Source organism: Mesorhizobium sp. M1329, assembly GCF_040318035.1.
In the GTDB taxonomy this organism is placed as follows: domain Bacteria; phylum Pseudomonadota; class Alphaproteobacteria; order Rhizobiales; family Rhizobiaceae; genus Mesorhizobium.
In genome coordinates this window covers 17472-39136 of the sequence record NZ_JAMYLN010000025.1, presented here as the reverse complement: position 1 = coordinate 39136, position 21665 = coordinate 17472, and the positions used below count along the sequence as shown (strand labels likewise).

The following is a 21665-nucleotide window of genomic DNA, read 5'->3' as shown; positions in this document are numbered from 1 at the left end:
CCGCTCTATTCGACCAGGGTGAAGCGGCCTGGCCCGCAAGCCCGGCTCGTATTGTCGCGTGCGATGTCGTTGCCCGGCAGCAGGAAGCTGGCGCTTGAGCCGCTGTCTGCGAAACTGACCGCACAGCGGAAGCCGGATACCGTCGAGGTGGTGAAATTCGCCGACGAACCACGCTCGAGCTGGATCGCAGAGCCGACCGCAAGGCCAGTGGCCGCGGGTGCGAAGCCAACCGAGCGGCCCGCCACGATCGCCCCGCGCAGAACCAGCGGATTGGCCGCGGAGACGTCGGTAGACTCCACCCGCATCAGGCTGTCGGAGGTAAGCACCGCGCCGAAGCGCGCGCGGACAATGCTGGAGCGGGCGGGCGTCTGGGCCGAGATCAGCAGCCGTGCCCTTACGCCTTGGATCGCCAGCATGTCTGCTTCCACCCTGAGGCCGCGCGCATAAAGATCGGCCAGGCACAGAGACACGCCACGCGCCACCGGCGACAACCCATCCGCCACGGTACCGATGGTCACATTGTCGAGCGCGACAGTGCCGTTCTGGGCGATCACGGCGACGACCTCGTCGGTCGTTTGATCGGCTGCCCGTGCCAGATCGATCCGCTCGAGCTCGAGCCGCGGCAATCCATCCGCGACGATGATGACGCCCGTCGCGGACAGGATGCATGACGAGGTTCCGCCCGGCACGCGGTTGGCGGTGCCGACGAGCCGCGTGCGGGTGATGCCGGGGGCCGGCGCCATGTGCACCGTCTTGAACGGCAGTCCTTTCAGGATCAGACTCTGCGGCACCTGGACCGCTGCGGGCAGTTCGAGCCTGAGATTGATCCGCCCGGCGCAATCGCCCTCGGCGGAGAATTGCGTCAGCGTCAGCGTGCCACCATCATTAATGCGGCGAATGCACGTATCGCTGGCCGAGCCGCGACAGTCGAAGCCGGTAGCCGGCGCCGGAGCGGATGTCAGCGCTCGATCGGTCTCGCCCATCCAATCGCCAATGCCGGGGGCAGACAGGCCGAGCGCCGAGGTGAGAAGCGGGCAGCCCGTGAAGGACAGGCTTCGCCCGTCCGCGAAGGTCCAGTCCAGCCGCGCATTGCCGAGGGAGTCAAGCGAGCTGATGGACGGGCCGGCTGGCAGCGGCGACAGGCCGAGGTCGATGCCCGGTTGCGCGAAGGCCGCGTGCTCGCGCTGATAGCCCTCGCAATTCGACAGACACAGGTCGACGAAGGGCGCCGAACGAAGCGCGGCGACCGCGTCGGCACCGAGTAGGGTTACGCCCTCGGCCTCGGCGATTCCGAAGAATGCCCGTAATTTCTTCTCTACCGCTTCCGCCGCAGCCGCATCGACGATGATGTCGCGCGTCGCCCTGCCGTCGAGGCGCACAATGGGCAGATAGGACGGCTGCACCCCTTCGCCGGGCGGCGTGTAGCGCACGACATAGACCGTGTCGCCGATGCTGTCGGCGCTGAGGAAGGTTTCAAACCGGTGCAGGCTCCAGCGGGCCGCGCTCGGCAGTGCCAGGTCCAACGGGCCGCCGAGATCGCCGCGCCCGCAATCGAGTACGAACGGTGTCCCCACGCTTGGCGGCGCGACGAAGCCCTGGAGCACCCCCGGCAGTTGCAGTCGCTCGCGGATGGCGAGCGCCGCCTTGATCTCCGCGCAGGCGGTAGGCACGGCGAAATAGCCGCTGCCCGAGGGGGAGGGGAGATAATAATTGCCCGATGCCGCGACATCGGCCCAGATCGCGGTTGTCGCCGGCCAGTCAATATCGAATGCGGTGCCAAGGCATGGCAGCCGTGGCTGCGCCCCGAAGCCGCTTTCGGCTTGAAGCTTGGCGAGCGTCGTCTGCGACACGGTGGCGGTGTCGGGCAGGTGCAGCAGCCGCTTCGCCTGGCCTGGGCTGGCGCAGCCGGCGAGTTCCACCGCCTTGCCGTCGAAAAGCGCGACATAGACGTCCTTGTTCTGGTCGGTCACGAAAGCGGCAAGCTGCGGCTCGGCGCTGGCCACCGAAGCGCCCGCGAGAAACAGGGCGAGCAAGGCGGCCGCCTGTTTCATCGCAATTCGCTCAAGCAGCTTGCTGCGCGGGCTGGATCCATGTTGACCTCGGTCATCAACGGATCGAGGCCAGCCGACTGGCACAACACCTTGACCGAGATCGAGTGCGGCCCCTGGAAGTCGACCGTAAGGTTTCCGCTGGTGATCTGCCCGTTTTGGCCGACGCACAGCGGATTGTTGGCCAGCGCGGGCCGGCGGCAGGTGCGGATGACGTCGGCCATCGCGCGGCGATTGGTCAGTTCGCAGAAGTAGATCCGGCAGAGCGCGGCGACAGTGGCGCGGTTCTCGGCGTCAGCATTGATGATGCGCTTGATGTCTGCGACCAGCGCGCCCGCCTTGGCTTCGAAGGCGAGGCCTTCGACGCGGGTCTTCTCGCCGGTGATCTCACCCGAACGTTCCGTGATCTTCGGCATCAGGTTGATGTTTTCCGAGGTTATGAACAGCCCGCCTTTCCAGCGGTCGAACTCGTCAAGGATCGAGGTCGCCCTGAGGATCGCCTCGCGGTAGGCGCTGTAGATCGGCCCCATCTTGGTGTCGCGCGCCGCCTCGTAGACCTGGTTCAGCGCGGCATACTCCTTGTTCACTGCGTCGGCACCGGCCTTGATGTCGTCGATGCCGGCGCGCGAACTCTGCATCAGGCCCTCGGCGCGCTTAAGCTTTCGGGAAAACATCGCCGTGATCGGGCTCTCGACGCTGGCGAAGTAGCTCTCGATCACCTTGCCCGCCGACCCGTCGGCGAAGGCATCGATCTCGGTGTCGGACAGATTGGAGATCAGGCCGCACTGGGCGTCGAAATCGGCACTCAAGGGGCCGGCCTCGCAAGCGCTCATCTCGGCCAGCCTCTGGTCGAGCGTTCGGTTCGAACCGAGCCTTTCGGCATACTCGAACAACGCATGATTCCATTCAATCGCATTCAAGTCAGCCTGGCTGTGCCGCCGGTCGCGACAAAACAGCGTCTGTTCCATCCGGCTCTGGTTGCCCGAAGCGCGATAGGCGTCGAGGTGACGCGTCGCCTCGGCGCAGTTGGCCAAGCCCGAAATCAGACCGGCGAGCTGCTGGTGAACGGGCGGGAGTCCGCGTGTCTGCGCCTCTCGCATCAGGTTCGCCGCGCGTCGGCTGTCGTCGGGACTGCGGGCCGGGCGGTGGAAGACGCAGATGCCTTGCTCGAAGGTCTTCAGCGTGCCATCCGGAATGGCGGGCCCCTCGCAGTTGGGAGCGTCGAGAACGCGCGATTCGATCGTATAGCCGGCAAGATTGTCGACGAACAGGTCGCGCGCGACTGCTCCCGTCTCGCCAAGCGCCAGAGCAAGCGCTGCTGCGGCAACGACGGCTCTCACGGCGCGCTCGCGAAGATGAAATAGAGGGTGAACACAGCGCCATCGAACGGGCAGTCGCTCGGCTGGAGCGACAATCGGTACGAACCGATCAGCGGCGCGCCGAGATAGGGCAGGATCAGGCTCGTGTCGTTCGACGGTCCGGGCGCCCGCGGGAACTTGCGCGCCTGGTAGCGATCCTGAACCCAGTAGCGGATGATCCGGGTGATCTCGTCGCCGCTGTCGGCCTGGTTGAAAAAGGTCTGCAAAGCGACCCGCTCCGGCCCGACCGAAATGTCGGCGCGGACCTCGCTCGACCCCTTGGTCAGCGGCTTGAGGACGAAGCCGCTGCCGCGGTGTTGCAACGCGAAGCGGTTCCACTGCGTCCCTGTGCACTGGTAGTCGGTACCGACGAAGACGTCGATCAGGGTCAGGTTCTTGCGTTCACGGAATTTGTTGGGCGCCCACAGCGCGAAATAGCCGTTTGCCTTCATCAGCGCCTCGGTCGACGCGAAGGGCGAAACCTCGAACTCGACATTCTCGTCAAGCGCGAGCTTGCGGGCGAAGCCGGAATTGGCGGGCACAACGATCTGGGCGACATCGATATTGATCTGTCGCTCGTCGAAGAAGCGCTTTGCGACGATGTCGTCGATCATCGCCTGGAGCTGGGTTGCGTTACGCACATAGACCGCGGGCACAGTCGCCGCCTCGCCGGTGAAGGCCTGCACCACTTCAAAGCGACGGCGCATCAGGTGCATCAGCCGGTTGGCGGTCTCGAGCACGCGCCGCTTGGTCACCAGGTATTCGGGGATGCCCTTCATCAGGTCGGCGACGGTCTCCTGGGTAGCGATGAACAGATTCTTGCGCGTCGCCGGATCGTCAATCTGGGTGACGAGCTTCGTCATGTCCTCCTGTTGTTTTGTCACCTCGGCCTGAACGTTGCTCTGGAACTTCAGGATGCTGTCCTGCAGCGCGCGGCTTTTGAGACCGAGGTCCTTGGCCTGGTTCAGGCCTGCGACGAGTTCCTCGGTGTTGCCGCGCGACTGTGTGATGCGCTGTTCGACGAAGGCGAGCTCGGCTTCGCTCAGCGCCAGCATCTTGTCCTTCTGCCGGTCGCGCAGTTCGTTGATCAGGTTGGTCGAGGCATTCGATTCCTCGGCGAGGCCGGTTACGGTCGTCTGCGCAGCACGCACGCGCTCGATGCGGCCGTTGGTTGCCGCGACCAGTTCTGCCACGCGCGCATTGTCCTGGTTGAGCTGAGCTTCCGAGAGGGACAGCTTGTCGAGTTCGAGGTTGAGGATGGCGATCTCGTTGGTCAGCCGGTCGATCGTGCGTTGCTGGTCGGTGACCTGGAAACTGAGCATGTCGTTTTCGCGGGCCTGAAGATCGAGTCCGGCGAGGATGCGTTCGTGGTCGGACTTGAGCCGCGCCACTTGCTCGTCGATGCTGAGATCTTGGCTCTGGCAATCGACCGCCGCCATCGAGCCTTGCAGCGCCAATTCCTTGATGTCCTGTGCCCCTTGCGCCAGCCGGCCGGCCAATTGGAAATGGGTGTCGACCAGCGCCCTTGCCTTGAGCGCCTTGTCGAGATCGAGTTGCGCGATCGCCTGGCGGAGCTGGGTGAGGCGCTGCTTCAGCGCGTTGATTTCATTTATATTCGCCTGAGTGATCTGGCCGGTGCTGATGATCGTCGACAGGATGGATTGGGCCGCTTCCAAGGCCGCCCTGATCGGTTTGGCGACGTCCACCACAGTCGCGACACCACTGCCCAAGCCGCAGGCGCAGGTGATGATCTCGGGCACCGCAGCGCCGATCGAGTATGCACCTTGCACCGAAGTCAGGATGACCTGCGCGGCCTGTGTGGTGCCGTTGAACGCGACGAACCAAGCGATCACTTCCGACAACTGGCCGTCGACCTGGTCACGCGCCTCCTCAAGGTCCGCCTTTCTCCTCGCATAGAGGTCCCGCTCAGCTTCGTAGAGTTTCTTGGCGAAGTCCGTTTCCGTCTGGGAAAAAGACCCGCAATCGACGTTCGCAAGTTCCTGCGGCAGCGAGATGTTCGATGTGATCATCTGCTGGTCGGCGATCAGCGGCTCGACATCGGCGAAGTCGGCGCTGCCGATAACGCACTTCATCAGGAATGCTTTCGCTTGTGTCTGCGAGTTCAGGAGCTGGGCCCTGAGACCCGACTGACCATCCGGGCCGCACATCTGGGCAACGTATTGGTTGCGCGTGAAGGCTGGCGTCACGGTCTGGCATGCCTGTTCGCCCGCGAGCAACGGCGTGAACGGATGGTCGGCCGTATCTCCGATCAGGGCGAGCTGATTCTCGATGCCGCAAAGCTGCTCGCGGTCGACGGCCCGGCGGCGTTGATAGAGATCGGTCTGGCGCAGTTGCAGTTCGGTAATTGCGTCGTTGGCGCGGGCGATCGCGCCTTGGTTGTTGGCGATCTGGGTTTGAAGGATCTGCCGCTGGCGAACTGCCTGTTCGAGCTGGTTGGCGTTGCGCTCGGTCTGGCGGGCATATTCGGTGATCTGGCTCTCGAGCGAGGAAATCTGCAGATCGAGGTTCATCTGCGTCATTTCCCAGTTCAGCAGCCAGCGCAGTTCGTTGCGCCGCTCGACTTCGGCCTCCTTGGAGAGGACGATCAGGTCGAGTTCCTGCCTGTCATTGATCTGACGGCGCTGGTTTTCGAACTCGGCGATCTTCGTGCCGAGCTCGATCTCCAGCGACCTGATCTGCTGGCGATAGCCGAACGTGTCCTTCTCGGCGTCGACCGCGTTGATCTCCTGCTGGACAGTGGTGGCGAAAGTCTGCGCCTCGTGTTCCAGCTTGCCGATCTTGTGGGCGATCAGGTTGACTTCCTGACTACGGATCGTCCGCTCCTCGTCGAGCGCGCGCGTGGCTTCCCCTTCCTTGTTGGCGTACCACCGTTCAACCAGCGCCTCGACATTGCGCTCGACCTCGGTCAACCGCTGCTCGCTCTCGGTTAGGGCCTGCTGCAGGTCCTCGAACGGGATCGTCGTGAACTGCATCGGGTCGATATTGAGGAAGAGGAAGCCCTTGCGTACGCTGTCCATGCGCGCATCGAGGTCGCTCTGCTGCAGCAGCAGGTCGGCGCGAAGGTCGTCGTAGGTGGACTCGCCCGGAATATCCATTTGCGTCTCGACCAGCACCCACATGGCGGCTTCGTAGTTGGTGTAGGCCTTGGAGAGGTTGGGTTGGCTGTCGAGACCAGCGCCTCCGACGGCGCCCAGTGTATCGCTGACCAGGAAGTCGAGCGCCTTGACGCGAGCCTCCGAGACGGTCTGATACCACACGTCGCCGGTGTTCATCAGCAGTTGGATCTTCAGCGAAGACAGCGCCGTGAGCTGCCGCACGAAGGTGCGGTAGCTCGCATCTTCTCCCGCCGCCGTGCCCTGATCACCGCCTTGTTGTCGGGCGAGAATGCGAAGGCCCCGGTCGACGATCTCGATGCCTTGCCGGCCGAATTCCTGCGCGGCCTGCGGCGAAACCGGCGTATCGTTGCGGCTGACGCCGCTCGCCGACGACAGGAAGGGCATGTCGGCGGCGAGGAACAGGCGATAGCGTCCGAGTTGCAGGTGGCAGTCGAAATCGCACACGATCGCCAGCCGTCCGGTCGTCTCGTCGCCGCAGGTCGTCAGGAACTGTTCAAGTTCGGTTGCGACTTCACCCATATATTTTACGTCGGCTCGGAAATTGGCGATCTTGAGCAGCGTCGTCAGCTCGCCGGCATGGCCGGCGGCCGCGTCGATGTCGAGCGCCATGCAATCTTGCGCGCGCGCCATTCCCGCAGTGCCGAAGACGATGCCGGCAACCAGTCCGCAAAGCAGCAAGAACTGTCTCATGGCTGCCCCGTCGTCAGAAAGATCTCGGAAATCTGGCGCACATGCCGGGCAAGTTCGGCCATCTGGGCCTTGGAAAGCGACGGATTCTGGAACCGTGCCACCACTGCGCGGGCATGGTTGATACAGTCCTCGTAGGGGCTGCTGATTTTCGCGGTCAGCGCGCCAGTGTCGAGCGTGAGGTCGAGCGCTGAATACGCTCCGCCCAGTCCTGCGCAGGAAGAAAGCTCAGCTGTGATCGCCGGATCGTCGACAACATGCGTGAGATCGGACAGGGCCGTCATCACCCCTTCGATCTGCCCGACGATCTGCGCCATCCTTGCCTTCCCCTCTTCGAACTCCTTCAGCGAATCCGGCTGGTTGAGGCTGGAGAGATCGACGGCTTGCAGCGTCGCGATCGTCTCGGCTGCCTTCAGCTGATCCGCCTTGACTAGCACCATATTGGCCTGCGCGTTGCCGAGCACACGCTCAAGCTCCATCACCTCGGCCGACTTGATCGACACGTCCATCTCGTTGACCAGCGACTGGTATTCGGTCGAAGCGGTGTTCATCAGGTTGAGCGTATCGTCGACCTTCGTCCTGACCGCCTTGACGATCTGGCCGCGCACCCGCGTCTCGATCAGCGCGGTCGTCTCAGCGCGCCCGCGCACTGGCTTGGCCGAACAGACCAGCTTCGCCAAGGCGTCCGAGCCGAGTCGTGCCCGCACGGCCTCGACGATCGGGAATAGCGGACGCCAGGCGGCAGGCAGCGCATCCGCGCTTGCGCCCGACAAAGGCCCGACATCGATCTCGTTCATTCTCGTCAGATGCCGGCATTTCTCCGGCAAGTCGGCCCCCGAGAAGTAGAGTCGCCCGGTGATCAGATAAGCCTCGACGGCGGCTGCGTATTGTCGGCCGACGAGGGCGGCGAGCTCTTCGGCACTATCGGTCGAAACTGGGGCGAAGAAGCGGTAGCGGCTGAGATAAATCTCCGCCCATGCGAGGCGGCGCATCAGTACCGAAGCATCGTCGGCCGAAAGCGGGATGACCGGAAAACCGACGCCGCGGCTGCCGCCCGAAGGGGCCGATGCCTCGCCGATTACCTCGCCGGCGAAGGGCAGGCCGAAATCGGGCTGTGTGGCCTCGTGACTTGGTTCGACGGCGGCGGGACCAGGGGCGAGCAGGCTGAACCGGGTCGTCTCGGGCGTCGCGCCAGAGAGCGTCGCGTTCCAGAAACTGTCGAGCTTCTCCGACGTGTAAGCGCGCTCCAGGATCGATGCGGCGCCGGCTTCGCCGGCCAGGACGCAACTGACGATCAGGAACAGCTCAAGGGCTCGGATGCTTGTCATCGGCAGTACCACACCCTGTCGGCCGCGCCAGCCTGGGCGCAAATTCCGGTCGCGGCGCCATGCGCTTTCCAGTCAGCCTTTATTTTGGCGAGATCGTTGAATGCGCCCTGTGCCGCATTGTCGGCATGAACCTCGGCGTCCAGTCGCCAGAAGGGTTTTGCCGGATCGGTCGGCAGCAGCACCCCGATCATGTTGATGTGGAACGCAGAGATTTTGAGAAAGTCCTCTGCGCTTGCGACAGTGTTGCGATTGAGATTGGCGTATTGCTCAGGTGTGACGTCGCCGAGCGCGCGCTTGAACTCCCCCTCCGAGACTTCGACGGAGCGCAGCATCTGCGTTGTCTTGGCCGCCAGCCCGTCGAGGATCGAGGTGTTGGCGACCAGCGTAGCGCCCGCACCGCTCACCGGTCCGAATATCTCTGCAAAAATGGCGCGGATCGCCTTCAAGTGCGTATCGGCCGATTTGATCTCGACGCGGCGCAGAGCGATGCCTGTCTCGAGATCGGACGCTCGACTGACGAAGCTCCTCAGCGCCAGTTGCAGCGTGTCGAACGAGGAACGGGCTTCCGCCGGCGGCTGCAGGAACACCGAGCGCGCATAGCGCACGGCTTCGCTGCGGGCAATGTCCTCGACGGTAGCGCGTGTCAGCGCCGATTCGGGACAGCCGGTGACGCCGCCAAGGTCATTCAGCATCTGCGCGGCATGATAGATTTGATCCATCTGTCGCATGGTGCCGAAGGAGCCGCTGGTGGTGAACGCAGCCTCGACGCCGGACAGATAGTCGGTCAGGTATTCGCGCGCGAACTTCACCATCTCGCACTGCACGCCGGCGGCGCGTTCACGAATATGGCGTCCGTAGAACGACGCACCGACAAAGTATTTCTGGTCGGGCGTCGGTTCGAACCGCTCGACGAAGAGCGACTGGATAACGGTATCATATTCGCCGCACGCATAGGTGCGTTCAAGACATGCGGAGTCGGTCTGCAGGTCGCACTGCGATAGCGCGGAGCCGCACATTTGCTGGGCTGCCGCGAGGTCAACCCCTCCGCCGAGCACAAGAACCGCGGCCAAGATGATCGCTGTATTGAAGACGCATCTCTTCAACATAACGACCAAAGGAAAATGCACAAAAGCCTCCCCTTCCGCCGAAGCGGCGGCCCCATTGCTTTTTTACTGGCAATATCTAGCAGGCTACTTTTGGTATTTGCTCGTTACAGCGAAAATTGGCAGCCAAAGGCGTGGCCAATTCAACCTCACATTCGCTATAAAACGCCTCAATAAAGTAAGTTAAAACAGTTTCTCTGTCAACACACCTGGCTTTTTGCGTTCCATCCCGGAAAACCCGGCCTAAGTGTCGAGGCAGTTAACACATCGTAAAGAATTGTCTTTTCCGCTGGCTTGGCCTCGTCCAAGCGTCGCTCCGCCACCGTTCGAGTGCGGAAGGTCACGATCTGGCCTGAGAAACTGCGCTGAGGAAGAGCAGACGTCCAGCAATCGCCTGGCGGTCGCCAATTTGGCAACTTCATAACGACTCTATGATGCCTTCCACGATGCCGAAACATTAGCTCGCATAAGAGCGATATGGTGCTCAATAGGTGACGCCAGCAGCTAGTCAACGCCCGTGGCGGTCACCCCAAAGACGCACCATGCGCTTGCCTTCTTGGTCGCTTCAAGCGGACGCACCAGCGTCGTGGGTGCACTGAATGTGACGACCGCGAAGGACCCTGCCAGCCCTGGCCATTCAGTGCGCGTCCAGTACTCGGTTTCGCTACGCGCGAGCGGTGGCAGCTTGTATTGCGCGAACGCCTCGCGCTGCCTTGGCCAGTCCGCCGAATCGAGGCTCGTCAATTCCGCCATCGTCGGAAGTTGCCAGCCCATATCGCCGTACGGCCCGCCTTGTCCGAGCGTAGCGCAATAGCCCATCGCTTCGCTCAGCGTGGCGGGCTGATCAAGCCTGTCTATCCTGGCAACGAGGCAAGTGCGTTGGTCAACGAAGGCCCTGCCGCCATGTTCAGCGAGCAGCCAGAAATTTTGGTCATTCAGCGGCTGGCGGGCCTGCTTATGCACAATACCGCAAGGTGCGGCTTGGGACTGCGGCGCCGACATGGTTGCGAGAACGGCAAAGCCAATGCTGAAAGTCGCAAGGGTAGCAATCCGAAGCATGCCTTCCTCCTCCCTGCACACGCGTTCCGCGTGCCATCCGAACAAGCGTACTTGAACCGGCGAACAATTAAAAGTTCCTGCACTTCGAAGATGACAGGAACTTCCTTGAATCTACTGCCACCATGACGGACATCCCAGTTGGTGCTCGGCCGAAAATCTGCTGCAAGAGTTTTCCATACACGGGGAACTGGTTGCGTGGCGTATGCCAACAGCCTGGAAGCATATTGGCGAACAGCCGACCACAGCTAACTCACTAGACCACACCGGGGGCGCCAAAGCGCGAGCGCGACGGCGCGACAAGGCCCGTTCGCTTAAGTGCGGAGCGAGTGTTGATCTATACCTAAAACAGCGAACGTTGCGCCGGCGCCTGTTCAGGCGCTGCCGCGAACTTGATCTGTGTCGCCGGTTTTTCGACGATCACCAGCGCGTCATCGGGCGTCGTGCGCTGCAGGTGCCTTGCCTCCGACCACGGCGCGGTGAGCCAGGTCTCGGTTTCTTTCGGCGTGGTCAGGATCACCGGCATTGCCTTGTCGTGGATCGGCGCGATCAGCGCGTTGGGCCTGGTCGTCATGAAGCCATAGACCTGATGATCGGCGGGGCCGTCCTTGACCTTGCGAGTGCCATGCCAATGCGTCCACAGACCGGCAAAGAAGAACAGCGGGCGGTCCTCGCCGAGTGCAAACCAGTAGTTGCGCTGAATGCCGGTCTCGGGGTCCTTGTCACCGGGCGTCGGGCTGGGCTCGGCGAAGCTGGTGACGGGCACAACGCAGGGGTTCTCGATGCCGAGATATTGCTGCCAGTGGCCGTATTGCGGATTGCGGATATTGGTGGTGCCATAGTCGGCCTTGCCCTTCACCCGCTCCAGTGGCGTCGGCATGCCCCACAGCAGATTGGCCAATTCGCGTTCGCCGTCCGGCGTGTTGCGCACCACAGGGCCTGGCTGGTTGGGATAGATGTCTATGGAGGGTTCGAGATTGCCGAGGATATCGCGCAAGGCGCGGGTCCACTGGCGAATGGCCTCCTGGCTGGTCGTGATGTTGTAGAGATTGCACATGGCCTGGAATGTGCCCCAATCGCTGCTGTGTCGCAACGTCCACAGGGCAATAGCATGGCTTCCAAGTCCCCTGAAATGACTAGCAGAACTTTAGCAAGACTTGGCTCGGTGAAGCTCAGGCGTGCCCCTCCTAGCAGCGTTAGAATGCATTCGAGCGGTGTTGGGTGTCGCGACCTCCGACGAGGGCCGGCTCCGCCCGGCCTGATCTCTGCGCAAGAATATCGCGTATCTAAGGTGCGCCTTGGCACTTGAGCGCCGGCAGGAATTGTCGCGCATCTGCAATGGGCGATAATTCCATGCCGCACCTTGTCGGACAGCAGTTCACCGCCAGGTCAGAATCGGGAATACTTTCGCTTGCTCGGGATCAGGAATCCGCCCTTTAGCAGCTCCAGGGCGTCGAGTGCCTCTTCTCCCTGCAAATTTGTCAGAGCTACCCCGTCTATGAAGACAACCTCGTCGTCGTCTATATCATAGACTTCCCAAAACCCATTCGTGACTCTTCGCACGGCGTGACCCCGTTCCATCAGTAGATGCTAATTGAGTCGCGCAAAATGGAGGAAAAATTTTGAGAACTGGCGAAATTTGCAGTGGAAAAGCTGGACGCGGCGCGCAAGCTTGCCCTCCGAAGCCCACGCGCCATCTGCGCCTTGGCAGCTTCCCTCAGCGGGCTCGGGTCATTGCCGTGGGTCCTGATGAGCTGCCGAACCTGGTCTGGCGTCAGGCCATTCTGCTCGGCGAAATATTTCACCTCATGGATTTCGTGCGCCGATACGTGGGTGCGATCTCGGAAATCCGGCTTGCTGTAGCCGTCAGCCATCCTGGTCCCCCTTCAGCCTTGGATCAACGGCAACGCTGGCAACTACTTTCGTCGGGGAGCCGCGGAATCGCCTTCTGTGCCACGGCTAGACGCCCTAAAGATGCAGCCGGTGATCCATTGGTTCAAACCTGGCGTGAGAAGGCTGCGCGTCAAGTATCTTTCGTGGCCATCGCAGCCACATTCGCCCATAGCTCGGTTCAGGATTTCTGGCCGGACGAGTGATCCTGAGCTTACCCGCTTTCGATCTGAAGCGTGCACAAACAAGGGTCCGCGTGCCAGATCCAGCAATGGCCTGCGGCCCTGGTCAGCGCATGAGCGCTGTCCTGCGGCAATGGTGGCTTTTGGCAGCTCGTGGATGGGCGAGGCACATAGGGGCCCAAACACGGCCTCCACGCTCGACAAAACGCTGCGTGCTAGAGGAACGGTGCGGCCCGGCACCCACCCGGCGGGGCTGTCAGCAAGATGCCGGGCCTGACCGGCGGGGTTAGAGGGGCAGCGCCGGCTATCGAAATATTAGCTCACGCTAATTGAAGCGAAGCATGCGAATGAAGGACGCAAGGGCCAGTCGATGACGAACAGGCCTAGCCTGTCTTGTCGTGTAGGTGCGTTCTGCGCTGCTGTGGACGGTATTTCTCCACCAGGCGGACATTGTCCAGATCAACTGTCACCAGCGGTCCCAGATCGATCGTCACTTTCTCCTCATCAATCCGGGTAACTTTCTCCTTTAAGCTCGATTTGCTGGCCTCGCTTTAGCTTCGAGGTGCTGTCCTTGATGGAATGAGGGAATTTGTAGCCCGGGATAGAGACGCTTATGCGATCCTTCAAAACCCGACGCCGAACTGTAGCGGTTAGTGCCACCTCATCTCCTATGCTGATCCGCGCCATGGAATGAGGGTGGAGCGGCCTTGGTAGTAGTCAAGGTATTGCTAATATACGCGGGGCAAGCGATTCATGAACCGACAGGTATGGAACCGCCGGCTGCCACTGCCCGTTGCTGTCACATGACAAAGCACAAAAGCGGGATCAGCACGATGGACGGGCGCCAAGACAACACTTTTGAACTGTGCTGTCTCCTGGCCGTCCCACTGACACTGCTCCTTACGGTCCTATTGGCGGGATTCGTCCTGAGCTGACCACAACGCATCGGAACAGGTCGTATAAATATCGCCCACCGGATCGGCGTAAATCGTGGCGCGAGTGAGGTCTGTAGCTTAACTTTGCCCGTTTCTGAGTCATTTTGTCTGCAGCAATCGAGCCCCGGTGGGTAGCGTACGGTCTCTGCGCGCGCGCTTTCGCGGCTGCCTGGCCAATCCGTTGTGCCGTTCGAAAATTGCTAGCTTCTGCGGATAGGTGAGCCGCACCTTGGCTTTGCACCCGTCGCATATAAAGTGCGCGATCGTTCTTATCGCAGAGCCCTTCCTTACCATCGGATGCGAGCAATTCGGACATTCGAACGTGAGCGTAACGTCAGACAAATCCTGGGCCAAACCCATTTTTCATCTCCTGCGTTGCTGCGGCTAAACGCCAGCGAGTCTTGCTAGGCAACTCTGATGCCAATCCGATTGTGCCAAATCGGGAAATAGCCGCCTCACAACGCGGCGAGCTGGGCGCCCGCCAAGGACCGAAACTATCGGTCGGGACGTTAGGCTTGCCCAACAGGGTGCTCGGGCCAGCTCACATGACACTCGATTTGAGCTGAAGCTGCGCGTACGCTCGAGGAGGCGATTGCCGATATCGGCTCCAATATCGTCTCGCGCCCAGTCGTGGAGCGCCTGGAGCGACCCGACTTAAGGGCGAGCGCGCCAGTGTTCTGAGCAGTCTACTTAGCGACCACATTCGCAATCATTTCCCGTACCGCCTGGTTGCGAGCGATAGCGACGCGGGATGACCTGACCTCTCGTGGCGAGGTGGCGCTAAGTACGAGCAGTCGTTGGGACTTCGTCCAGGAGATTTGGACCTTTGCTCGCTGGCAACTGGCCGTCGGGAGTGAGCTTGTCCACTGCATCGGGGAGTTCTCGTGTGAGCCGGTCGAGAAGCTCGTCATGAGACAATCCGGTTTGCTCGGCCAGATCGTCCAACGTTTGCGGATCGATTGCTTTCTCAACCTGTTCGCGCTGAACGGGTCGGTTGGATCCCTTTCCTATCCAAGAATCCACCTGATCGCCCGCACCCACATTTCTGAGACGGTCCAGGATGTCGCCGAAGCCGCCGGGGGAGCCCGCGCTAGCGTTGGGGTCTGTCGATTTCCTGCCAGCGATCAACTCGCCGATTTTGTCCCTGTTCTTGTAGGCAAGCAGGCCAAGCAAGGCTATGGCGACCTTTCCTATGTCAAGGCTCATTTCGTATCTCCTTCCACAAGAAGGCAAAAGTCATGCGCGTTTGAAAGGTTCCACGGTTTGGGTCCGGAATTCCGGGCTAGCCGCGAACCAGTATATTAGCATCTCGGAACTTTCGGCCCTTTCGGGTGTTGGAACCTTGTACTCCGGCCAGACAGCAATTGTGTTCAGCTGTCGGGTCACACTGGCCCGTCGGCTTCGGTCGGCGGGCTTTTTGTTGTCTGGGGTGGAACACTCGCCTGTGACGATGGTTCGATCAGCAGTATCCACCTAGATCAGGCCACGCATAGGAGAACGCCGCTTGGCCACTTGGACCCAGAGAGATGAGAGACAGCAGCGCACGTCAGATGCTGCACGGTCATTAATCGATGTTGAACGCGCGGCCCGAGACGCAAAGACCGCTCGGCTCCGGGAGCAGCGGCTGAGCGCTGAAGACAAACCCTCCTTGGAAACACGCGATGGAACAGCTTCGCAGTGAAATGGCAGTCCTGGGGGACCTCGGCTTTTGGGTAGCGCTGGCGGTCGTGCTGGTGCCCTATGGGATCGGGGTTGCACTGCTTCTGTGGGTAGCCATTCCCCCGGCTCTGCAATAGGCTTCTCCGCCGTCGGGCTGGGCGCGCTGCAGCTGAAAAGGCCGGCCTCTTTCTGCGTTTATTGATCCCTCATTGCGTGGCAAAGGATCGAGACTAACTGGTCGAGCGGCCTTTCGTGAAGCGCGCCTTTCGGGCGTCTCACAAGGAAGTCGTCCACACTCATCCAGTCGACCGGATCTGAACTGACTTGGGGCCGAATTCGACATAGAGATGCAACTCTTCAGGCAAGAAGACGACCCGCCACGTTCCATTAGTATCGGCGGCAAGACTGCAGGTGAGACACGTCATGGCGAACTCCTTTTCGGACCGAGCTTGCCAGACCGCCTGGGGAATTCCATCGCAAGAAGGGGGTATTGACGCACCGAAAGGTGCGGCGATTTTGCCTTCGCCCTGGCTTGACTTGGCCATCTGATAATCTACGAAAATGGACCATCATTCGGGGAATCTGGGATGCGTTCTGGCATCGATGTTTCGGGCGTGCTGGCAGGCGATGAGGTCGACAGCTTCATCATCCTGCCACCGTTGGGACATCGGTCCGAACCGGTCTTGCGCGAAGTCGAGGCAATACGACTTCTTCGCGAATGGTGACACGGAGCCTTTCGAGGGCGATTATCAGGCCCTGCCGATCTGCGGCGTTGGTGGCGACGAGCCGGGCACCCTGCGCGTTCTCGATCACCCGGAGCAATCAGTGATGATGGGCATCGCCGCGGCGCTGAAGGGTTTCAGGCCGGGACGGACGCCGGCGCTGAACTAAAACCGCCAGTTGGTGGACGCGTTACAGCTCATGCGCCTAAAATTGAGATGATCGCGCGCACCAGAGCAACCCCGAACTCCCTAAGCTTGGTGCAAGTCGCTTGATCGGGTCCCGCCGTCCGGGCAAGAGCGGCGGGACTTTTTTGTTGTCCGGCGGAACACTCGCCGCGACCATGGTTCCACCTCCCCTTCGCTACACATTTCGGGAAGAATAGGAAGGAAGGGCCTTGCCCTGTTTCGCGCCGGCGTCCTATCTAACCGACTACTTTCAGTTGTGGGGGACGGGTATGAAACAATTGGCCATTGGCTTTTGATATCGAGCATATCTCTGGCAGGGTGCACTACAGTTTCAACTAGCGGTGCGGATCGATGGCTTACGAAGTCAAATTTTGACGCGATTAACACCGCAATGGGGAAGAAAGGCATGATGCCCGCAGCCATCGACTGCCGGTTCGATAGCACAGGTCCGGGCGAAGCGGCCTATGGATCAAAAGTCACGTGGAAACCTGTCCCCCCCAGAGACATTCGCTGGCAAATGCATGTCGGCACTCCCGATTACGTTGCGAGCAGTGAAGCTAAATCACGCGCAATCGGCCTTCATCGCGTGTTTTCGAAAAAGGTTCGTGACAAGGCAACGGGTCAAGTAGTTCAGTGTTCGATCACGACGAATTGATCCTCTCAGCGGTGCGGGCCATCCGATAACCCAAAACAGCCCCGGTCCCGGTGGTCCGGCCTCGTCGCGCTGATTGTTGTTGCAGGAATCGGTCTTTCAGCGGTGCTCGCCTTTCCGCATACCCCTTTGATTTGAAAACGCGGCACAAGCCAAAGTGAGCAACTTCGATCCAAGCTTTTTGCTAGCGTGCCTGATTTGCGGCGGAATATTCTTTGCGTTTGTGTTCATTCACAGCAGATGGCTGCGTGAGCATACAAAAGACTGGGTGCGGTGCGCCGCTGAAGTTTTGGATCGTATTGAAGGCGGTGACGGCCCCGATCGCTACCTGCTCAAATACGAGTTTGATGGCACCGTCTACCGTGTCGAAACCAGCCCCTGGTTAGTGCCTGTGTGCACGGCCAAGGCGGGATCGCAAATTACCGTTCTCATCAATCCATACAACCCGCACCAATGTGCAAGCAGGCCGCGCGGAATCACGTTCCGTTCACTCTAGCTAATATAAGCTTTGTACCTAGTATTCACTGGGTGCGTAAAATTGTAAGTACCGGCGGCGGCCGTCTCGAGTTCATCCCGCCGATGGAGCCCAAGCTGGTCCCAAAGCCACCCGAGGGCGAGCACTGGATTCACGAGATCAAGCTCGACGGCTACCGCACGCAGATCGTCATCAACAGCCCCGACGATATTCGTGCCTTCACCAAAAGCGGCGCGGACTGGACGAGCAAATACACCGGCCTTGTCGAAGCGGCACGCGAGCTCGACGTCAAGAACGCGATCTTCGAGGGCGAGGCGGTGGTCACCAACGCAGCCGGCCTGCCCGACTTCGACGCGCTGCAGAAGGCGGTCCACAGCGATCCCTACGCCATGATCCTCGGCGCCTGCGACATCATGCATCTCGACGGCTACGGATATCGGCTGCAAAGCCCGCCGCGAGATCCTGTTCGGCATCATCAAGCCGAACATCCGCATCCAGTTCAGTGAGTCGATACCCGGCGATCCGAAGGCGATCTTCTATCTCGTCGACCAGGCGGGGATCGAGGGGATCGTTTCCAAGCTCGCGGACAGCCCATATCGGAGCGGCCCGACATCGAACTGGTTGAAGACGAAGAGCTTCACGGTCCAGGAATATGAACTGATGGGTGTCGAGCGAGCCTGGCAAGGCTGCATTTGCCTTGCTGGCGCAACCGGGCACCCGAAAATATGTCGGGTCAGCCTTCATCAGCCTGGGTCGCGACATGAAGGAACGGCTGTGGAAGCGGGTCCAGGACCATGCCGGCCCGCCTCCGCAGGGCATCAAGAAGCGACCGGCGACGCAGTGGGTAAAGCCGGAGGAGGTCAAGCGGCGCCCCAAGCACCTCCGCGGCGAGCACAAATATATACGCAGCGCTTCGCTGTAAGGTTTCGGCGGTGAACCACATGGCTAATCCGCCACGACAAGGACTGCATCTATGGAGAGAACGCCTGTGCTGAAGGACGCGACCATAAGCACTGGGCGTCGGGACATGGATATAAGCTGCTCGATCTGCAACCAGCATGAGAGAGGCGCCGAACTGCGGGTCGCTGCTGATGCCTTGGTCCCGGATCGTTTTGTGCTGTTCATCCCTGAGGAGGGAGCCACCTATCAGGCGGTGGTCCGGTGGCGGAAGAACGATCGCCTTGGTGTGCAACTGTACGGCTCGGGAGTGCTAATTCGGCCTTGATCAGCGCGCCCGGTCAATTCGCCACGCGGTTAATCTCTCGACCGTTTCGATGATCGCCTTTGCAAGCGCCTCGCCCTCATGCACCGGCTCAGGCCCGTAAAGCAGCCACACGGCATCCTCGCTCGGCAACACGCCGGCCGGGCAGGTCAGCTCGATCGCCCTGCGCACGAGCTGCAGGCAGCTGCGCTCGCCATATTTGTAGTTTTCATCCATCCCCGGATTCTGGTGCGACTCCGGCGGCCGTCAAGCACCTAGTCAAGGGAACTGACCATTTGCAGGATCAGCGTCAGCAGGATAAATCCAAAGGCTGACCCAAACCTCCCGCCAAAAAAATGGTGCGTTCTTTTCGACGCATGGCCTCCCTCCCAGAAGTACCCCTTGAGGCCTTAAACCACGTTGTTTCGCTTTGGCGAATATGCGCCATCGACTTAGGTGCGGGCCTATGGATAAACATGGGGGACACCAAATTCGGTCTGGCCAAGGATGCGGGTCCAGTTCCCAAGGTGCCCCGAACGGGAGATAGGCTGTACCCTCCGGGAGCCAACTGGGATCCGGGGTTTGCGAACTTCTCGCTTGTTAGGGGACACCGCGAACGCCCCATGAAGTCAAAAGCGTTTCGGGACTGGCTGGTTGCTGAGATGGATCCAAACGACGCCCTTATGGCAAGACTGAAATGCGCCCAAGAAGAGCCACCAGTTCCGCCTGACGTTTCGTTTCGGTCTTGGCGAACAGCGAGGCAAGCTGGGAGCGGATCGTGGTGCGGCTGAGGCGCCAACTGCGGGCAATTTCCAAAGGTGCATCGCCCCGAGCCAAACGCAACGCGAGGTGCGTTTCCGCGCTCGTCAAGCCAAACATCTTTTGCAGTGTCTGAGGATTTGGCCCCGACCTGTTCTCGCGGTCCAGCAACGCCACAATGCTCGTTCCGTCAGGAGCGATAAACCCGTTCTCGTCCAATATCACCGGCCTGTCGCCGCCGCTGCGGATCACCACCCAAGATAACGAGCCCGGCAGGAAATGGGCCGGAACATTCGCGATCAGCCGCCTCAAGGCCACGGAAAGCCCGCTGGCCGTATCTGCCACTTCGCCCTGGCGCTCCAGCGTGGTTTGAGCGGCAGCGTTCCATTCGACCACCTTCCTCTCGCGGTTCAGCACGAGATAGCCGCAGCCGATGCGATCAAGCATGCCGGTTATGGATTCCAGGCTGCGTGCTCTTGGCTCCCCGACCCCTGCGCCCAGTCGATCTGATGGACGATCTGAATAGGAATAAGAGGGCCCCTTCGTACGCGCCTCACGGTCATACTTGGTCCTCATCACAATGTATCGGTTGCCAGCTGCAGCTTCAGTGTGTCTATCGATCAGAGTCATTTTCTACCCCTGCCCAAAGTTTCACCAGCCCGAAGCAAATGGATTTCTCAACCACGCTTCCACAATACGTGTTTCTATACGAACCAAATTGAAGATTGTCGTTAGCTTCGCATCCAGAAACTTATCTCGGAATGCATTTCTTAAGATTTATTCATGCCGCCAAGCTGCCGATAGTATTCCTGCTCCCCTGTTTCCGACACCACCCAGCCCTCCCACGAAAGGGCAAGATTAGGAACTTCGTACAGCTCTTTTATCTCAAAACTGACCATAAATATGGGAGATCCCCATGACCACCACCGCCACCACGCCCCGCTCAACGAGCGTTACGAGCACCACCGAGTCAGCCAAGCCCTATCGCGGACGGCGGATGTCAATTTCCCGAAAAGCTCAACCTCAGGGGGCAATCTGCCTACGGTCTGCAGGACTAGCATCAACAGAAAAAACCCAAAGAACGACCCAAGAACCCCCGCCACCATAGCGGTGCGACGCTTGCCTCGCATGCTTCCTCCCTAGAAAGCGCTTCTCCCTCAGGGGGTAGACATCGCTGCCAGCTAGAAAGCCAGCTAATTGTCGTGGGGGTGTTGCTTGCTCGACCACCAGATCAGGTAGATTGATCCGATCCTAAGCACCGGGACGCGCCTGTCGCGCTCACGGGTACGCAACTCGCTAGGTTTTCACCTTCGGAGGCGCGACAACGCAAAGTTCACCGGCCCGGCCAAGCGCCGACTATTTGACAAGCGCGCAAATGGCATATGCTGTCAGCGTCCAAGCTGTTGGGAGCGTAGTGGCTACATGCGCTTGTGCTACCCACCCCGGAGCTGGGGAAGTAACCGGCAAGCTCCTAGAAATTAGAGCATTTGAATTTGACGCGCTGGCACCGCCACCTATCACGACTTTTGGCTTGGGACACCAAGCCTGTGCGGATTTGTCTGGGCTTGTATCACTCGCACTTGCATAGTGGGCAATTTCCCAACCGCTGACGCCGTCCTTCCCCGCTGGACCCTCAGCCCCCATTGCACCTTTAGGTCCCTGCTTGCCGGGCAGACCTTGTGGACCGACAGGCCCTTGGGGCCCTGGGGGGCCCGCCGTTGCGCAACCTGCAAGCAACGCGACACATGTTAGAGTGGTAATAATTCTCATGACCACCTCCCCGGTTTCCCGGTGAGTTTGACGACAAAAACATTCGCCAAATCGAGCGAATGTATCACCACGCGATTGTCGTGGATAGGAACGCGGTCGGCGGCTAACGGAACGTCGTATATGCGCCGTGACGACGGGCAGCCAGCAATCGTGGCGTAGAGTGTTGACGCGCTTTCCTGCGCCGGTCGTTTCGGCGCTCTGATCATCCGCTCCTTAGAGAAATGCTTCGCCCTCAGCGCGATGCGCGAAACAAAACCAATGCGACGCCTGCTTAGGTTTGGCGAAACCCCATCCTGCATCCTTGCCGCAGTCGGGGTGTTCGCATCGGTGATGCTGAATGCCCGGGCGTGTGACTGGCTCGAAGGCACCTGGAAGGCGGATCAGTTCATCGCTCATGGGTAGTTCCTCGGCTCAGATCCGTCGAAAGATTCCACAGCCGGCCTTGACGATCAAGGAAAATGTTCCTTTTTTGTTCTCATGGCGCACGATCCGATCGACACGCTGGGCAAGGCGACCC

At 60.5% G+C, this 21665-nt stretch carries 16 protein-coding genes; 4 read left to right on the top strand and 12 right to left on the bottom strand.

Annotation, left to right across the window (positions count from 1 at the left end):
* Positions 1 to 5 precede the first annotated feature (5 nt).
* The 9 genes from NKH21_RS23070 to NKH21_RS23030 all read right to left on the bottom strand — a co-directional run bounded on the left by NKH21_RS23070 (position 6) and on the right by NKH21_RS23030 (position 14930).
* Positions 6 to 2051 (bottom strand): hypothetical protein, encoded by a 2046-nt coding sequence (locus NKH21_RS23070; protein WP_352668131.1) that lies wholly within the window; start codon positions 2049 to 2051, stop codon positions 6 to 8.
* Positions 2048 to 3388 carry a hypothetical protein gene (locus NKH21_RS23065; protein WP_352867732.1) on the bottom strand — a complete coding sequence of 447 codons (1341 nt, stop codon included), beginning with the start codon at positions 3386 to 3388 and terminating at the stop codon, positions 2048 to 2050. Before NKH21_RS23065 ends, NKH21_RS23070 begins: the two co-directional genes overlap by 4 nt.
* Positions 3385 to 7233: a coiled-coil domain-containing protein gene (locus NKH21_RS23060; protein WP_352566606.1), complete on the bottom strand. Its 3849-nt coding sequence runs from the start codon at positions 7231 to 7233 to the stop codon at positions 3385 to 3387. Before NKH21_RS23060 ends, NKH21_RS23065 begins: the two co-directional genes overlap by 4 nt.
* Positions 7230 to 8558: a hypothetical protein gene (locus NKH21_RS23055; RefSeq protein WP_352566608.1), complete on the bottom strand. Its 1329-nt coding sequence runs from the start codon at positions 8556 to 8558 to the stop codon at positions 7230 to 7232. The genes NKH21_RS23060 and NKH21_RS23055 overlap by 4 nt, the downstream gene beginning before the upstream one ends.
* The gene (locus NKH21_RS23050; protein ID WP_352668138.1) at positions 8555 to 9628 is read right to left on the bottom strand and encodes a hypothetical protein; all 1074 of its coding nucleotides are present in this window, start codon (positions 9626 to 9628) and stop codon (positions 8555 to 8557) included. Before NKH21_RS23050 ends, NKH21_RS23055 begins: the two co-directional genes overlap by 4 nt.
* Before the next feature lie 537 nt (positions 9629 to 10165).
* The gene (locus tag NKH21_RS23045) at positions 10166 to 10720 is read right to left on the bottom strand and encodes an Lcl C-terminal domain-containing protein (protein WP_352867728.1); all 555 of its coding nucleotides are present in this window, start codon (positions 10718 to 10720) and stop codon (positions 10166 to 10168) included.
* A gap of 340 nt (positions 10721 to 11060) precedes the next feature.
* Positions 11061 to 11774, bottom strand: coding sequence for an SOS response-associated peptidase (locus tag NKH21_RS23040; protein ID WP_352668143.1), 714 nt, complete (start codon positions 11772 to 11774; stop codon positions 11061 to 11063).
* A gap of 523 nt (positions 11775 to 12297) precedes the next feature.
* Positions 12298 to 12591, bottom strand: a complete 294-nt coding sequence (locus tag NKH21_RS23035) for a DUF3606 domain-containing protein (protein WP_352566616.1) — start codon at positions 12589 to 12591, stop codon at positions 12298 to 12300.
* Positions 12592 to 14504: 1913 nt separating this feature from the next.
* Positions 14505 to 14930 carry a YidB family protein gene (locus NKH21_RS23030; protein WP_352492784.1) on the bottom strand — a complete coding sequence of 142 codons (426 nt, stop codon included), beginning with the start codon at positions 14928 to 14930 and terminating at the stop codon, positions 14505 to 14507.
* Positions 14931 to 15944: 1014 nt separating this feature from the next.
* Here NKH21_RS23030 and NKH21_RS23025 point away from each other — a divergent pair.
* The 4 genes from NKH21_RS23025 (at position 15945) to NKH21_RS23010 (ending at position 18340) form a co-directional block, all read left to right on the top strand.
* Complete coding sequence (locus tag NKH21_RS23025) at positions 15945 to 16274, top strand: hypothetical protein (RefSeq protein ID WP_352867724.1); 330 nt, start codon at positions 15945 to 15947, stop codon at positions 16272 to 16274.
* 826 nt (positions 16275 to 17100) lie between these two features.
* Positions 17101 to 17439, top strand: coding sequence for a hypothetical protein (locus NKH21_RS23020; RefSeq protein ID WP_352492786.1), 339 nt, complete (start codon positions 17101 to 17103; stop codon positions 17437 to 17439).
* 32 nt (positions 17440 to 17471) lie between these two features.
* Complete coding sequence (locus tag NKH21_RS23015) at positions 17472 to 17924, top strand: ATP-dependent DNA ligase (RefSeq protein ID WP_352492787.1); 453 nt, start codon at positions 17472 to 17474, stop codon at positions 17922 to 17924.
* A gap of 158 nt (positions 17925 to 18082) precedes the next feature.
* Positions 18083 to 18340: a hypothetical protein gene (locus tag NKH21_RS23010; protein WP_352492788.1), complete on the top strand. Its 258-nt coding sequence runs from the start codon at positions 18083 to 18085 to the stop codon at positions 18338 to 18340.
* Between the two features lie 303 nt (positions 18341 to 18643).
* On the opposite strand, the gene NKH21_RS23005 is transcribed toward NKH21_RS23010, so the two are convergent.
* The 3 genes from NKH21_RS23005 to NKH21_RS22995 all read right to left on the bottom strand — a co-directional run bounded on the left by NKH21_RS23005 (position 18644) and on the right by NKH21_RS22995 (position 21544).
* On the bottom strand, positions 18644 to 18856 hold the full coding sequence (locus NKH21_RS23005) for a hypothetical protein (protein WP_352492789.1): 213 nt from the start codon (positions 18854 to 18856) through the stop codon (positions 18644 to 18646).
* 444 nt (positions 18857 to 19300) lie between these two features.
* Entirely contained in the window at positions 19301 to 19825 is a 525-nt protein-coding gene (locus tag NKH21_RS23000) for a helix-turn-helix transcriptional regulator (protein WP_352492790.1), read from the bottom strand.
* A gap of 1536 nt (positions 19826 to 21361) precedes the next feature.
* On the bottom strand, positions 21362 to 21544 hold the full coding sequence (locus NKH21_RS22995; protein WP_352492791.1) for a hypothetical protein: 183 nt from the start codon (positions 21542 to 21544) through the stop codon (positions 21362 to 21364).
* Positions 21545 to 21665: the final 121 nt, after the last annotated feature.

Excerpts from the sequence above, each read along its gene's own strand:
- NKH21_RS23025 (WP_352867724.1), top strand. The coding sequence starts at position 15,945 with ATGGACCATCATTCGGGGAATCTGGGATGCGTTCTGGCATCGATGTTT.
- NKH21_RS23000 (WP_352492790.1), bottom strand. The coding sequence starts at position 19,825 with ATGCTTGATCGCATCGGCTGCGGCTATCTCGTGCTGAACCGCGAGAGG.
- NKH21_RS23055 (WP_352566608.1), bottom strand. The coding sequence starts at position 8,558 with ATGACAAGCATCCGAGCCCTTGAGCTGTTCCTGATCGTCAGTTGCGTC.
- NKH21_RS23045 (WP_352867728.1), bottom strand. The coding sequence starts at position 10,720 with ATGCTTCGGATTGCTACCCTTGCGACTTTCAGCATTGGCTTTGCCGTT.
- NKH21_RS23005 (WP_352492789.1), bottom strand. The coding sequence starts at position 18,856 with ATGGATGAAAACTACAAATATGGCGAGCGCAGCTGCCTGCAGCTCGTG.
- NKH21_RS23060 (WP_352566606.1), bottom strand. The coding sequence starts at position 7,233 with ATGAGACAGTTCTTGCTGCTTTGCGGACTGGTTGCCGGCATCGTCTTC.
- NKH21_RS23070 (WP_352668131.1), bottom strand. The coding sequence starts at position 2,051 with ATGAAACAGGCGGCCGCCTTGCTCGCCCTGTTTCTCGCGGGCGCTTCG.
- NKH21_RS23040 (WP_352668143.1), bottom strand. The coding sequence starts at position 11,774 with ATGTGCAATCTCTACAACATCACGACCAGCCAGGAGGCCATTCGCCAG.
- NKH21_RS22995 (WP_352492791.1), bottom strand. The coding sequence starts at position 21,544 with ATGAGCGATGAACTGATCCGCCTTCCAGGTGCCTTCGAGCCAGTCACA.
- NKH21_RS23035 (WP_352566616.1), bottom strand. The coding sequence starts at position 12,591 with ATGGCTGACGGCTACAGCAAGCCGGATTTCCGAGATCGCACCCACGTA.
- NKH21_RS23030 (WP_352492784.1), bottom strand. The coding sequence starts at position 14,930 with ATGAGCCTTGACATAGGAAAGGTCGCCATAGCCTTGCTTGGCCTGCTT.